Origin of the sequence: Pseudomonas sp. BIOMIG1BAC, from assembly GCF_001705995.2 — a bacterium.
In the GTDB taxonomy this organism is placed as follows: Bacteria; Pseudomonadota; Gammaproteobacteria; order Pseudomonadales; family Pseudomonadaceae; genus Aquipseudomonas; species Aquipseudomonas sessilinigenes.
On the sequence record NZ_CP049045.1, the window covers coordinates 2,522,014 to 2,535,592 of the forward strand.

Here is a 13,579-nt window from a genome sequence, read left to right on the forward strand (position 1 = left end):
ATCATCGATATCCCTTAGAAATACGTCGCTCGCTAGGCGATGAAAAGGAAAGCCGTAATGCCCCTAACGCTTCAACAACTGGAACGTCACCTGTTCAAGGCAGCAGACATTCTGCGTGGCAAGATGGATGCCTCGGAATTTAAGGAATACATCTTTGGAATGTTGTTCCTCAAACGCTGCTCTGACGTGTTCGAGGAGCGGTACGAGGAGGTCGTAGCTCAGGAAATCCAGGCGGGCAAGAGCCAAGCCGAAGCCTTTGTCTCCGCCGAAAATCCCCGCTGGTACAAGCGTGATGGCGGTTTTTGGGTGCCCCGTTCCTCGCGCTTCAAGCACCTGCTCAACGAGGCACACATCAATGTTGGCAATTTGCTCAATAAGGCGCTGGGGGGCATTGAGGAAAACAACACCTCTCTTGATGGGGTACTGGAGCATATCGACTTCACCCGCAAGGTTGGCCAGAGCAAGATCCCCGACCTCAAGCTACGTCAGTTAATCAGCCACTTCGGCCAGGTGCGCCTGCGCAATTCTGACTTCGAGTTTCCCGACCTGCTCGGCGCCGCCTATGAATACCTGATCGGCGAGTTCGCCGACTCTGCTGGCAAAAAAGGCGGCGAGTTCTACACGCCGCGTTCGGTGGTACGTTTGATGGTGCGTCTACTCAAACCTACACTGGCACACGACATCTACGACCCCTGCTGCGGTTCGGGTGGCATGCTGATCGCCGCCAAGGAATATATCGACGAGCATGGCGAAGATGGCCGCAAGGCCAACCTGTTCGGCCAGGAGTTCAACGGCACCGTCTGGTCCATCGCCAAGATGAACATGTTGCTGCACGGTATTAGTACGGCCTGGTTGGAGAACGAAGACACCCTAAGCGATCCGCGCCATTTGGAAGGAGGCGAACTGCTGCGCTTTGACCGCATCCTCACCAATCCGCCCTTCTCTATCAACTGGGGCCACACAGAGAAAGATGCCAATGGCCAGCCGGCCTGGAATCCACAGCACCCTGAGCGATTCAATTATGGGCAGGTGCCGCTGGGTTCCAAGAAGGCCGATTTGATGTTCCTTCAGCACATGCTTGGCGTCTGCCGCGACGAAGGTATGGTAGCCACAGTTTTGCCCCACGGAGTGTTGTTCCGTGGCGGGGAGGAGAAAGGTATCCGCGCTGGCATGATCGAGGATGATCTGCTAGAAGCGGTGATCGGCCTGCCGGCTAACCTGTTCTACGGCACCGGCATCCCTGCCTGTATCCTGATCCTGCGCCAACAGAAACAGGACGGGGCTAATCGCGTCAGCGGCAAACCCGTCGAGCGCCAGGGCAAAGTGCTATTTATCAATGCCGACCGAGAATACTTCGAGGGTCGCGCGCAGAACTTCTTGCTGCCAGAGCATATCGAGAAGATCGCCACCGCCTTCGATGAGTTCCGCCAGATCGACGGCCTGTCCGATATCGTCGACATCACCACCCTGCGCGATAACAGCTATAACCTGAACATCCGCCGCTATGTGGACAATGCCCCTACACCCGAGCCTCATGACGTGCGCGCCCATCTGCTTGGAGGCATCCCAAAGTCCGAAGTGACGGCCAAAGCCAGCCTGTTCCAGGCCCACGGCCTCGACCCGCAGGACTTGTTCGTCATCCGTGACGAGCGCTATTTCGATTTCCGCCCAGAATTGGGCAGCCGCCAAGCGCTCAAGCCAACCATTGAGGGCAATGTCGGCCTTCTGACCAAAGAAACCAAAATTCGCGACGCCTTTGAAAGCTGGTGGGAAGAGCACAGTCCGCGCATCACCGCGCTGGCTGGACAGATGGACAACAGCAATAGCCTAGTCAGCCTGCGTAGCGAGTTGCTACAGAGTTTCAGTCAGTCACTGGAAAGCATTGGCCTGCTCGACCCCTTCCAGGTACGCGGCATCGTTGCCGGTTTCTGGTACCAGAGTAAATATGACTTCCTCACCCTGATGGCGCGCGGTGCCAAGGGTGTGGCCGATGCCTGGCGAACCAGTATTGTCACAGCCCTGGAAGACAAAGCCAGCAAGGACAGTCCGCTGGAGCACAAGCTAGTTAAATTTCTACTTAGCGACTTCGTGAACGAACTGGCCGAGCTAGATGCCAAAAAGGCTGAACTGGAAAGCCAGCTCAAGGCAGCCGCACCAGCCAAGAGCGAGGATGGCGAACAGTCTGAAGGTGAAAGCGAAGAAACCGAAGGCGATGAGGAAGACACCGCCGACGAGGCCCAGGTTAAAGCGTGGAAGGCCGAACTGACTAAGGTTAAAAAACAGCTCAAGATCAAAAAGGAAAGCTTTACCAGCCATCTGAATCAAGCCGTTGATGGCCTGACTCCAGAAACCGCTGCCGAGCTGCTGCTGACCATCCTGCACAATGACATGCAGGCTATCGTTGAGCGCTACATCGCTGTCCGTCGCAAACAAATAGTCGCCGCCTTCTGCAACTGGTGGGACAAATACCGGGTGACGCTGACCGAGATCGAACACAAGCGCGATGCAGCCACACAGGCGTTACACGGATTTCTGCGGGAGCTGGGCTATGTCTGAAGAAGTCTCTTGGGCCAACCGGACCATTCGAGAGTGTTTGGCGGAGAGCTTCGCCGGGGAGTGGGGAACTGAGCCACTACCAGGTAATGCCCGCGTACTACGCGCTACAGATATTGACGATGACGGCCACCTTATCGGCTCTGGAGCCCTACGCCGCCTTTCTTTGAACAAGCTGAACTCTCGGAGGTTAAAGGATGGTGACATCCTACTTGAAGGCTCAGGCGGTGGACCTGACAAGCCAGTAGGTCGAGTAGCGTTCTTCGATGCAGCGCAACACCAAGATCCAGCCGTATGTTCGAATTTTTTCAAAACCCTTCGCCCTAATCAAAGTGTGATCGAGCCGAAGTTCTTGTGGCGAATGCTGATGTGGCTTTACCGTCAACCGATAATATTAACGCTCCAGCAGCAAACTACTGGCATCATCAACCTCAAGTTCGAAGAATATCTAAATGCTAACATCAAGATACCTACCAATTTGGGCGAGCAGCGTTCCATCGCAAAAATCCTAGATACCCTCGACACGTCTATCCGCGAAGCCGAGAAAATCATCGACAAGCTCAAGACCCTTAAACAAGGTCTGTTGCACGACCTCCTGACCCGAGGAGTCGGCGCAAATAGTGAACTACGCCCGCCGCAGAGCGAAGCCCCTCAACTTTACAAGGAGTCGCGTTTGGGATGGATTCCGAAGGAGTGGCAGGTCGTCGAGGTAGGAACGGTATTATTAAGAATTGATGCTGGTTGGAGTCCAAGCTGCCCGGAAGAAGTTCCTAGCGCGGGCGAATGGGGTGTACTCAAACTTAGTGCAATTACGTCAAATCGATATATTCCCTCCGAAGCAAAGAAACTACCTAGCGATCTAAAACCAATTCCAGTGCTTGAGGTGCACGTAGGAGACGTGCTTCTTGCTAGAGCAAACGGGGTTGCTGATTTTGTGGCCAGGACTGTTCTGATAGAGCAAACGCCAGCGCGACTAATGCTTTCTGATAAGACGCTTCGCCTCATACCCGACCAGTCTCGCTTACTAGCAAGTCATCTGGTGAGAGCGATGTCTTTTGAGAAAACTCGCCAGCAAATTGCTGGCATGCTCAATGGCAGTAGCGGGCAGAAAAACATATCCCAGCGACAAATTTGCAAGCTACTGATTTGCTTACCCTCCATTACCGAGCAAGGAACAGGCAACGTTAAAGTTGATGAAATAAACCAGCGCCTCAGTGCTGAAGCCTTGAGCCTAAGCAAGCTAATTGAGCTGAAAGGCGGCCTCATGAACGATCTTCTATCTGGTCGCGTACGTGTCCCCTCCAGGCTGAGAGTAACCACTCTATGAGCAACTCACGCCCTATCTCGCTAATCGATCCACCCAGCGGCTACATCGACTGGCTGAGCGAACTGAAAACCCGCATCCACCACGCCCAGCAGCGTGCGGTGCAGACAGTCAATCGCGAGTTGGTGCTGCTCTACTGGCAGATCGGCAGCGACATACTTGAGCGTCAAAGCCGCGAAGGCTGGGGCGCCAAAGTGATCGAACGGCTGGCTCACGACCTGCGTACGGACTTCCCTGATATGAAGGGTTTTTCCCGCGCTAATCTGATGTACATGCGCGCCTTCGCCGAGGCTTGGCCGGACGCTGAAATTGTCCAACAGGCTGTTGGACAATTGCCTTGGGGCCATAACCTGGTGCTGCTCGCCAAGCTGAAAGACCCGCAGCAACGGCAGGCCTATGCCCAACGGGCCGTCGAATATGGCTGGTCGCGCAGCGTACTGAGTATGCACATCGAAACTTGCTTGCTGGAGCGTGAAGGTCAGGCGCAGACCAATTTTTCGGCAAGACTGCCGGCTCCGGGCTCGGACCTGGCCCAACAGGTGCTGAAAGATCCCTATATTTTTGACTTCCTCGGCGTGAACCGGGAGGCAAACGAGCGCGAAATCGAACACGCCCTGATGCAGCATGTCACCCGTTTTCTGCTGGAGCTAGGTGCTGGGTTTGCCTTTGTTGGCCGGCAGGTTCCGCTGGAAGTGGGCGGCGACGACTTCTTCATCGATCTGCTGTTCTATCACCTCAAGCTGCGCTGCTATGTGGTGATAGAACTGAAGGCCGACAAGTTCAAGCCCGAGCATCTGGGTCAGTTGGGCTTCTACCTGACGGCCGTGGATGCACAGATGAAAGGCGAACACGATGCCCCCACCATTGGCCTGTTGCTGTGCAAGAGCAAGAATAAGGTGGTGGCGGAATACGCCCTGCGTGACAGTGCCAAACCCATGGGTGTAGCGGAATATCAATTGATGGAGGCGCTCCCAGCTGAGTTGCAAACCACCCTGCCCAGCATTGAACAAATCGAGCACGAGCTGGCCGATAATTGAGCAGCTGTTAAGCTGACATCTGCCCGTATGGGCACCAACTAAATCTGATGGAATCGGATGAGATCAGATAGATTTCATCCATTGAAAATGGAGTGGAGAGATGGGCTGGGAACTGTACGACGTTGAGCAACCCTTTGTCGCACAGCTGCAAGGACTGGGCTGGACACACATTGAGGGCAGTCTCGACATCCCGGCTGTGACGGGTCGCAATACCTTTGCCGAAGTTATTCAGGAAGCCCAACTGCGCGAACGGCTGCGAACCATCAACCTGCGCGACGGCGAACCATGGCTGGATGATGAGCGCATCAGCGAGGCTGTTTCAGCCATCACTCGCCTGGGCACCGCCAAGCTGATGGAAGCCAATCAGAAAGCCACCGAGCTACTGCTCAAGGGCATCACGGTGGATGGCCTTCCTGGCTGGGATAGCGGTCGTGGCCAGACGATCCAGTACATCGACTGGGAGACGCCGACCAACAACTACTTCACCGTGATCAACCAGTATCGAGTGGACTGCCCGCCAGGCTACAACAGTGGCAAAAAATTCATCGTCCCCGACCTGGTGTTGCTGGTGAACGGCATTCCGCTTGTGGTGGTGGAGTGCAAGAGCCCATCCATACCCGAGCCACTGACAGACGCCGTCGACCAACTGCGTCGTTACAGCAATCAACGCAAAGCGGCCTTCGAAGTTGAAGACAACGAAGGCAACGAGGCATTGTTTGCCAGTGTCCAGTTACTGATCGCCAGCAGCTTCGACGAGGCGCGCGTCGGTTGCATCGGGGCCGGCTTCGCTCATTTCGCGCAGTGGAAGACAGTCGTCGGCCCGGACGGCCAAGGCAGCGAGCAGGAAGTGGCGAGCGCACTGGGCAAATCCGCCTTGTCCGAACAGGAGCGGCTGATTGTCGGCCTATTGTCCCCTGCTCACCTGCTGGATGTGTTGCGCCATTTCATGTTGTTTATGCAGGTCGGTGGGCAGACCATCAAGACTGTCTGCCGCTATCAGCAATACCGTGCTGTAAACCGCGCCATTACCCGTCTGAAGACCGGCCAGACCCGCCACGAGCACGGTGAGTACGACCAGCGCGGCGGCATCGTCTGGCATACTCAGGGTTCGGGTAAGAGCCTGACCATGGTGTTCCTGGTGCGAAAAATGCGCACCGACTCCCAACTACGGCGCTTCAAAGTCATCGTGGTGACTGACCGTAAGGACTTGCAGAGCCAGTTGTCGGCAACCGCCACGCTGACCGGCGAGCAGCCAGAAGTGGCCTCTAGCACTGAGGGCGTAAAGGTTCTAGCTCGTCGTAAGGGGCCTGGCCTGGTCTTCGCTACCATCCAGAAGTACCGCAACTCTGAACTGGAAAACGATGAGGCACTGGGCGAAAACGATCTACCCGGAATGCCTGACGCTGGGCTCAAGGCTGCCGAGAATCGCGCCTCCTACCAAGTCAGCAAACCCTTCGAAGTATTGAACAGCGACGAAAGCATTTTGGTGCTTGTGGATGAGGCTCACCGTACCCAGGCCGGCGACCTGCAGGCCAGCCTGATGGCGGGAATGCCCAACTGCGCACGCATCGGCTTCACTGGCACACCGATCATCATGGGCGACAAGAAGCGGACCCATGAAATTTTCGGTGCATTTATCGACAAATACACTATCAAGGAAGCCGAAGCCGATGGCGCTACGGTGCCGGTGCTGTACGAGGGCCGTACGGCCCAAGGCGCGGTCAAGGATGGTGCCAGCCTGGATGAGTTGTTTGAGGATCTCTTCCGCGAACACAGTAGCGAAGAGCTGGAGCTGATCAAGAAAAAGTACGCCACCAAGGGCCATATCTTCGACGCCCCGGCGCTGATCGACGATAAAGCGCGCGACATCCTTCGTCACTACGTCACCAATATCTTGCCCAACGGCTACAAAGCTCAGGTAGTGGCTTACAGTCGGCTGGCCGCCATTCGTTATTTCAGCGCCTTACAGGGCGCTCGGGACGAACTGCTGCGCGAGGCAGAGTCACTGCCAGAAGCCGAAAAGATGCTCGACGACGAAGCCCTGTGTGTCCGTCCACCCAAAGTACAGGCGCGCATCCAGGCCTGGCGTTACCGCGAGACGCTGCGCAGCTTGGAATTCGCCGCAATCATTTCCGGAAGCAACAACGACGATCCGTCATGGAAAACGTGGACCGATGACGCAAAGCACGAACAACTGATCAAACGCTTCAAGAAGCCGTTGCGTGATGAGCATCCGGGTAAAGCCGATCCACTGGCCTTTCTGATCGTCAAGTCGATGCTGCTAACCGGCTTTGACGCCCCCATCGAAGGCGTCATGTACTTGGATCGACCAATCAAGGAGGCCGAGCTTCTACAGGCTATCGCCCGGGTGAACCGTACCGGCCACGGCAAGCGCTGCGGCATCGTCGTGGACTACTACGGCGTGGCCAATCACCTGAAAGAAGCCTTAGCAGCCTATGCTGACGAGGATATTGAAGGTGCGCTGGTCAGCATCAAGGACGAGGTGCCGATCCTGCGTGATCGCCACCTGCGAGTGGTCGATGTACTGCGGCGCCAGGGTATCGAGTCGCTGGACGATACCGAAGCCTGCCTGGCCGCCCTCAATCAGGAGAAGGTACGGGCGGAGTTCGCCGTCAAACTCAAGGCCTTCCTCGCTTCGCTCGATACCGTTTTGCCGCGGGCAGAGGGACTGCCCTTCGTCAAGGACGCCAAGCGTTTAGCCTATATTCATGCTCGCGCCCGCAACCGTTACAAGGACCTGCCGGTGCTGGGCAAGGACATCGGTGCGAAGGTGCGCAAACTGATCGACGACCACGTTATATCTCTGGGTGTCGATCCAAAAATTCCGCCTATTCAGCTGACCGATGCAGATTTCGAGAAGCAAATGTCACGCAGCTCCAACGATCGCGCCAAAGCCTCGGAAATGGAGCATGCCATTCGCTCGCACATCCGCAAGCATGCCGATGAGGATCCGGTGCTGTTTCGAAAACTGTCCGAGCGACTGAACGATATCCTCAAATCGCTCGGTGAGCAGTGGGACGTATTGGTCGCCCAGTTGCAGAAGATCATTTCCGAACTGCGCTCTGGGCAGATCAACGACGAGACAAATGCGGCGGATCTTCCCGAGCATTACGCGCCGTTTCTGCGCACCGTATTGGAGGTCGTCTGTGCCGAGGCGGACCCTCAGCCAGCTGAACTGATACGATTGAAGGATGTGACAGTGGGGTTGGTCGATCTGCTTGTTGATGAACTGCAGAGCCACCGGGACATCTGGAGCCCCCGTAAGCGGGTAGCCCAGGAAGACCTCACCGGCCGATTGTTCGACCACCTGATGCTTTTGCGACCGCCTCTTGTTGAAATCGACACCGCTGGGATACTGGCCGATCGGCTGTTGGATCAGGCTCGGGCCAGCCACGACAAGCTGATGCTGGTGTGAACATGGCAACCAGCCTGACGGTCAACGATCTGTGTCTGACACTGCGGCGCAGTGCGCGGCGCAAGACGCTGCAGATCACCGTCGAACGTGACGGCACGCTGGTGCTCTCGGCACCTCCTGAGGCGGACGAAGAGTCGCTGAGCCGATTCGTGCAGGAAAAGAGCTTTTGGATTTACTCTCGTCTGGCCGAGAAGGAACGCCTGCTTCGTGCCGTGCCCACCAAGGAATATGTGGAGGGCGAAGGCTTCCTGTACCTCGGCCGCAGCTACAGACTTAAGCTGGTCGACGAGCAGGATGTGCCCTTGAAACTGACGGGGGGACGCTTTCTGCTGCTACGAAGCCAGCTGCCACAGGCGAGGGACCACTTTATTCGCTGGTACAGCTTGCATGCCCGTAACTGGCTCGCCTTGCGGGCAAAGGAGTACCAAGGACGTATGGACGTTTCCCCCGGAGGGGTCCGGGTGCAGGATCTTGGTTATCGCTGGGGATCATGCGGTAAAGGTGAAGTTCTCTACTTCCACTGGAAGAGCATCCTTCTGCCCAAGCGCATCGCGGAATATGTCGTGGTCCATGAAATGGTCCATCTGCACGAGCCGCACCACACCCCAGAGTTCTGGCTACGGCTCGAGCGCGCCATGCCCGATTACGCACAGCGCAAGGAATGGCTGGCTGAACATGGGATTGAGGTGGAAGGGTTGTAAAAGTCGAACTGAGTCGGGCATCCAGTGCTGGTAGGCGCTAAACGCACCTCGGGAAATTGTTAAGCGGGCTTTTTATAAGCTGGATTGCAATGGAAGCCCGAACTGGCAAATTCGCTCGATTTGTCAAAATGATCAAATTTGAATCGCGTCAGGCACGTCATAAATATTGCTGGTCACCTCACTCATCAAGCGATGATCCAACAGCACTTGTAAAATCGTTGGCGCAGTTGCACTGCAGACGACTATCTTGCCATTAGCCTGATCGAAGTTCATTCCCCAATTCCTAAGCGCATTAACATTTTGCAAACTTCCCATAAATCCAGGGTTTGAATATAAGGACTTTTGCTCAATGGTGGCCATGCGTCGTAGCTGCGTAGAATTGGTTCCAATGTATTCAACGAGGGGAGCAAGATCAGAAAACAAGTTAGAGAAGTCGGCATTGACTTGCAAAGCTTTAAAAGCTTGCGTGTAAGCCTCTTTGTATTGCATTAATGACTCAAACGCACGTTTGGCGCTGATCAATAACGTGTCAGCCGAGCAGTAGAAGTCAAAGTTTTTTTCTATAGGGATGGTCTGAAGTAGCCATGTATTTCCCCGGCATACCACCTAGCGCAACTTTTAAACTCGCCAAATGATCAAAAAACAATCAATTCGACGAGTATTTCTTACGTTTTCGCCACCCGGACCCCACTCCGGTGGCCATTTCCCGCATTACAGGCGCACCTCTCCTGCATTCGTCAGTAAATGTCGGCGCGCCATCCACAGGTTCGACAGAGCGAACAGTGTCACCAGTTGCGCCGTGTTTTTGGCCAAGCCGCGAAAGCGCACCTTGGTGTAACCGAACTGGCGCTTGATTACCCGGAACGGATGCTCGACCTTGGCGCGCACCTGAGCCTTGGCCTTTTCAATCTTGCGCTTGGCTTTGTACAGCACGCTGCGCTTATCGAGTTTTTTGTAGGTGCTGCGGCGTGCCGCCACCTGCCAGATAACTTCACGTCCTTCATGCTCGGGCCGCTTTTCGACACCGGTGTAGCCTGCATCGGCGCAGACCACGTTTTCGTCGCCATGCAGCAATTTGTCCACCTGGGTGACATCCGCCACATTGGCCGCCGTGCCCACTACGCTGTGCACCAGACCCGATTCGTCATCGGCGCCGATGTGGGCCTTCATGCCAAAATAATACTGGTTTCCCTTCTTGGTCTGGTGCATTTCCGGGTCGCGCTTGCCGTCCTTGTTCTTGGTCGAACTGGGCGCATTGATCAGCGTTGCATCGACGATGGTGCCCTGGCGCAGCGACAGGCCGCGGTCGCCCAGATAGCCATTGATGACAGCGAGGATGCCGGCCGCCAGCTCGTGTTTCTCCAGCAAGCGGCGGAAGTTGAGAATGGTGGTTTCGTCGGGGATGCGCTCCAGGTTCAGCCCGGCAAACTGGCGCAGGATCGTGGTTTCGTACAGCGCTTCCTCCATCGCTGGATCGCTGTAGCCGAACCAGTTCTGCAGCAGATGCACACGCAGCATCGCCATCAACGGGTAGGCCGGACGGCCACCTTCACCTTTCGGATAATGTGGCTCGATCAAAGCAATCAAGCCCTTCCACGGCACCACCCGATCCATCTCGATCAGGAACAACTCCTTGCGGGTTTGCTTGCGCTTGCCAGCGTACTCGGCGTCGGCGAAGGTCATCTGCTTCATCGGGAAACTCGGTGGGTGGGGTCGCGGTATTTTGCCAAATCAGAAAGTCTTTTTCAGAGTTTCCATAGAGAAGCTGTTATTCTCAGCGGCGGAGAGCTCGCCGTTACTAAAGACCATATTGATAAATTTGTTGGGATAGGACGTTTTCCAAGATGCCGTGGAGCGTTTCACGGCATAAATGGTTTGACCGCTATGAGTAAATTTTACCACGTAACCTTGCGCGCCCTTCAACTCCTCGACGGACTCCACAGCACACTCAGGCTCTGGGCGATCTACTTGCGCTTTTAATAAAGAAAAATTGGTCGCGAGTACCGGGGTGGCCAGGCAGCTATTTTCATTCGTTTGAGCGAGGTAAGAATAGGGAGCAAACTCGGTGGTTCGATTGACTTCGTGGGTCGCCACATCCTTCAGCAGGGTGTTAACGGCATCGTCAGTTTGAACATAGGAGGTGTTAAACTTCCGATCAGTGGTGCTTCTCTTGAAAATCCACAAGTGCACCGTGGCATCGGCATAGTTAAAATTTCTAAAATTATCAAAGTGCAATTGCATGGCTACTCCTTGCAGATGTAGAAATCTTGGATAGTTTGAGCTTTGTAGCCCCCAGGAGGGAAGGCCCCTTTTTTCAGTATTTTTACCGTGCGCGAAACACCATTGATTTGAATATTGGCCTCATACAGATTCCAACCGAAAATCAACAGAAGCGGATTCATGATTATTTGCCCGGACTTGTAGGTAATGGCAAACATCCAAAGCAGAAACACTAAGAAACCTAAAAGCTTTTCCGGTTCGGAATAGCTTATCCCCATGAATGAAACCACATAGGGAAATGTGTAATTGATAATTTCGTTAGGTACCGCCTTAACGGATACAACCTCTATGCGGTGCGGGAAGGCGATACGTTTGAAAAGCTGGCTTGCTAAAAATGCCGAAGATACTGTTAACCCGACCAGCAAAATAGCAAGCACCGGATTTTTGAATGGCATGAAGGCGCAGGTCGGCGCCAGCAATTGGGACAGCTTGCAAAGTGGGCGCGACCACCATTCGAAGGGAATGTTTTGGATCGCAAGAATTATCGCTAGCGGCGTATAAGACCCAATGAAAATAAGGAACGCCGCGCTAAGTCTAAATTGCATAAAGACACCTTTTGTTGAAAGTGCCTGGTGTTTTGGCAACATTAGCAATGTTTTTTTGAGCGCTTCCTTGCTCCATCATTCGCGACTTCCTTTCAGTCAATGGCCAAAAGCTATCATGCCCAGACCATGTTTGCGTAGGTTTTGTGACCGAAGGCAATTACCAGCTAAAATTATCAAAATCATTTGATGATGATCTCACCCTCGTAGATGGCCAGACGCAGTCGTTCCCGCTGAGCATTTTTTCGGTGGGGCCTGAGGCAAGCTGCGATTTTGATGACGTCGCCAATTCGATAAAAAACAATTCGAACAGTCGAAAACACCAACGAAATAGGCCAAAAAAAGCCGGTCTTTGCCGGAAAAAAATCAGGCAAAAATCTCAAAAAGTGGGGGAACAAATGGGGGAACTGCAGATCTCATGAAAACTATAAAACATTGTTTTTCAAATACATATATCGATAAAAAGCTAACCACAAGCCGGCTTTTTAACGTCTGAAGCCTTTGATTCCAGGGGCTTCCACCTTGACCACCAGCGCCAGCCCATACTTTGGCCCATACGTTGGCGCGAATCTACATCCTCTCTTGGCCAATCAGTCGCGACCAGTAGAAGCTCAGCTATTCACATTGCGCGCGCCACTGCCAGAAATGACCGCCAAGCTAAATGGCCCGAGGTGACTCAGATTTCGTCTTGCGACTGGCCCAGCAACTTCAGGAACTCGATTGCCAGCTTACGGTTCCTTGGCGTAAGCGCCTGGAAGTGACGACGCACCAGAATCACTTCGTTGCCCTGTTCTGGCGAGGGCTCTGAGGCCGCCCCGCTGCCGTTATCTGACCCTGATTCGGCAACAGCATATAGCTCGGACGTTTTCGTGCCCAGCGCTTCGCTGAGCTTGTGTAGCAGGTCTAGAGACGGCAGTTGCTGCGCTCGCTCAACCTTGGACAAATTGCCCGCATACGTGCCCGCATCCAGAGCCACTGCCTCAAGCGTGAGCCCCTTCTCCAGTCGAACCTTGCGTATAGCCGCGCCGATATTCATCACGCGATTCTGTGGATGGCTTTCCCTTAGAGCAAAGTTACTGAGGAAAAGTTTTCGCGCAAAACTTTTCCATGTGAGAACATTTGTTTTCATAGGGTTTGCTTTCTAGGCAACCTCCCAGACTTATGTCCTCCAGGGATTAGAAGGAATGCGCATACAGCACAGAACGAGTCAGAAGTCCGAAGCCAAGCGGCGAATCTCTACAAGCCAGTTCGGCATCAGCCGCTCACGCCTGGGATGGCTGAAGGTTCGATTTGATGGCGGGCCGTCATACCCGGATATGGTTGACGTGCTTAAAGGGATGGTGGCGCAGTATGGGTATTTGGTAAGGCGCGGTGAGCGGCTTTCAGGGGCAGAATGGACTGAAAGAATTCTGGGTAGCAGTGCTCAGGTGTCCGATGTACAGATGCATTCAATCATTACCCTAATGAAAGATCGTGAAGTCAACGCTTTCCCAAGCGTTTGAATAGGATCGGTTCGTTCAGAAGCCACTCAAGAACAGGCCGGAGAGCCAGTAGAAATACTTCATCGTCAGCGAGCAGATCGCCGAGTAGGACTGGGCAAAGGCAATTAGCCGGCCGTGGTCGTCTCGTACTAGGAAGATGCGCTAGCGCTAGCCTTACAGCTTGGCTCTGATGAAAAATCCCACGATCTTTCCTGGCACCCTGCC

At 54.4% G+C, this 13,579-nt stretch carries 12 protein-coding genes; 7 read left to right on the plus strand and 5 right to left on the minus strand.

The features are described from left to right. Nucleotides 1-57 precede the first annotated feature (57 nt). The 5 genes from ATY02_RS12095 to ATY02_RS12115 all read left to right on the plus strand — a co-directional run bounded on the left by ATY02_RS12095 (nt 58) and on the right by ATY02_RS12115 (nt 9,051). On the plus strand, nt 58-2,556 hold the full coding sequence (locus tag ATY02_RS12095; protein WP_068585659.1) for a type I restriction-modification system subunit M: 2,499 nt from the start codon (nt 58-60) through the stop codon (nt 2,554-2,556). Next, on the plus strand, nt 2,549-3,880 hold the full coding sequence (locus tag ATY02_RS12100; RefSeq protein WP_068585656.1) for a restriction endonuclease subunit S: 1,332 nt from the start codon (nt 2,549-2,551) through the stop codon (nt 3,878-3,880). The genes ATY02_RS12095 and ATY02_RS12100 overlap by 8 nt, the downstream gene beginning before the upstream one ends. Beyond that, nucleotides 3,877-4,914: a PDDEXK nuclease domain-containing protein gene (locus ATY02_RS12105; protein WP_068585653.1), complete on the plus strand. Its 1,038-nt coding sequence runs from the start codon at nt 3,877-3,879 to the stop codon at nt 4,912-4,914. The genes ATY02_RS12100 and ATY02_RS12105 overlap by 4 nt, the downstream gene beginning before the upstream one ends. A 100-nt stretch (nt 4,915-5,014) precedes the next feature. Continuing rightward, the gene (locus ATY02_RS12110; protein ID WP_068585650.1) at nt 5,015-8,350 is read left to right on the plus strand and encodes a type I restriction endonuclease subunit R; all 3,336 of its coding nucleotides are present in this window, start codon (nt 5,015-5,017) and stop codon (nt 8,348-8,350) included. Nucleotides 8,351-8,352: 2 nt separating this feature from the next. After that, a complete protein-coding gene (locus tag ATY02_RS12115; RefSeq protein ID WP_068585647.1) occupies nt 8,353-9,051 on the plus strand; it encodes a M48 family metallopeptidase in 699 nt (232 codons plus the stop codon). Nucleotides 9,052-9,183: 132 nt separating this feature from the next. Here the strand turns inward: ATY02_RS12115 and ATY02_RS12120 are convergent, their stop codons facing one another. The 4 genes from ATY02_RS12120 to ATY02_RS12135 form a co-directional block, all read right to left on the minus strand. After that, nucleotides 9,184-9,657, minus strand: coding sequence for a Kiwa anti-phage protein KwaB-like domain-containing protein (locus tag ATY02_RS12120; protein WP_228022270.1), 474 nt, complete (start codon nt 9,655-9,657; stop codon nt 9,184-9,186). A 105-nt stretch (nt 9,658-9,762) separates the two neighbouring features. Continuing rightward, entirely contained in the window at nt 9,763-10,743 is a 981-nt protein-coding gene (locus ATY02_RS12125) for an IS5-like element IS1384 family transposase (protein WP_010466230.1), read from the minus strand. Between the two features lie 39 nt (nt 10,744-10,782). After that, the gene (locus ATY02_RS12130; RefSeq protein WP_228022271.1) at nt 10,783-11,292 is read right to left on the minus strand and encodes a Kiwa anti-phage protein KwaB-like domain-containing protein; all 510 of its coding nucleotides are present in this window, start codon (nt 11,290-11,292) and stop codon (nt 10,783-10,785) included. A gap of 2 nt (nt 11,293-11,294) precedes the next feature. Then, nucleotides 11,295-11,876 carry a hypothetical protein gene (locus tag ATY02_RS12135; RefSeq protein ID WP_068579106.1) on the minus strand — a complete coding sequence of 194 codons (582 nt, stop codon included), beginning with the start codon at nt 11,874-11,876 and terminating at the stop codon, nt 11,295-11,297. Nucleotides 11,877-12,019: 143 nt separating this feature from the next. On the opposite strand from ATY02_RS12135, the gene ATY02_RS12140 reads away from it, so the two are divergent. After that, complete coding sequence (locus ATY02_RS12140) at nt 12,020-12,295, plus strand: hypothetical protein (protein ID WP_141698142.1); 276 nt, start codon at nt 12,020-12,022, stop codon at nt 12,293-12,295. 254 nt (nt 12,296-12,549) lie between these two features. Here the strand turns inward: ATY02_RS12140 and ATY02_RS12145 are convergent, their stop codons facing one another. Next, nucleotides 12,550-13,002 carry a helix-turn-helix domain-containing protein gene (locus ATY02_RS12145; RefSeq protein WP_228022272.1) on the minus strand — a complete coding sequence of 151 codons (453 nt, stop codon included), beginning with the start codon at nt 13,000-13,002 and terminating at the stop codon, nt 12,550-12,552. Between the two features lie 55 nt (nt 13,003-13,057). Here ATY02_RS12145 and ATY02_RS12150 point away from each other — a divergent pair, with 55 nt between their 5' ends. Further along, entirely contained in the window at nt 13,058-13,375 is a 318-nt protein-coding gene (locus tag ATY02_RS12150; protein ID WP_068579110.1) for a hypothetical protein, read from the plus strand. The last annotated feature ends 204 nt before the right edge of the window (nt 13,376-13,579 follow it).

Coding starts and splice junctions, on each gene's coding strand:
- ATY02_RS12095 (WP_068585659.1), top strand. CDS start 58: ATGCCCCTAACGCTTCAACAACTGGAACGTCACCTGTTCAAGGCAGCA.
- ATY02_RS12125 (WP_010466230.1), bottom strand. CDS start 10,743: ATGAAGCAGATGACCTTCGCCGACGCCGAGTACGCTGGCAAGCGCAAG.
- ATY02_RS12115 (WP_068585647.1), top strand. CDS start 8,353: ATGGCAACCAGCCTGACGGTCAACGATCTGTGTCTGACACTGCGGCGC.
- ATY02_RS12135 (WP_068579106.1), bottom strand. CDS start 11,876: ATGCAATTTAGACTTAGCGCGGCGTTCCTTATTTTCATTGGGTCTTAT.
- ATY02_RS12110 (WP_068585650.1), top strand. CDS start 5,015: ATGGGCTGGGAACTGTACGACGTTGAGCAACCCTTTGTCGCACAGCTG.
- ATY02_RS12145 (WP_228022272.1), bottom strand. CDS start 13,002: ATGAAAACAAATGTTCTCACATGGAAAAGTTTTGCGCGAAAACTTTTC.
- ATY02_RS12150 (WP_068579110.1), top strand. CDS start 13,058: ATGCGCATACAGCACAGAACGAGTCAGAAGTCCGAAGCCAAGCGGCGA.
- ATY02_RS12105 (WP_068585653.1), top strand. CDS start 3,877: ATGAGCAACTCACGCCCTATCTCGCTAATCGATCCACCCAGCGGCTAC.
- ATY02_RS12100 (WP_068585656.1), top strand. CDS start 2,549: ATGTCTGAAGAAGTCTCTTGGGCCAACCGGACCATTCGAGAGTGTTTG.
- ATY02_RS12130 (WP_228022271.1), bottom strand. CDS start 11,292: ATGCAATTGCACTTTGATAATTTTAGAAATTTTAACTATGCCGATGCC.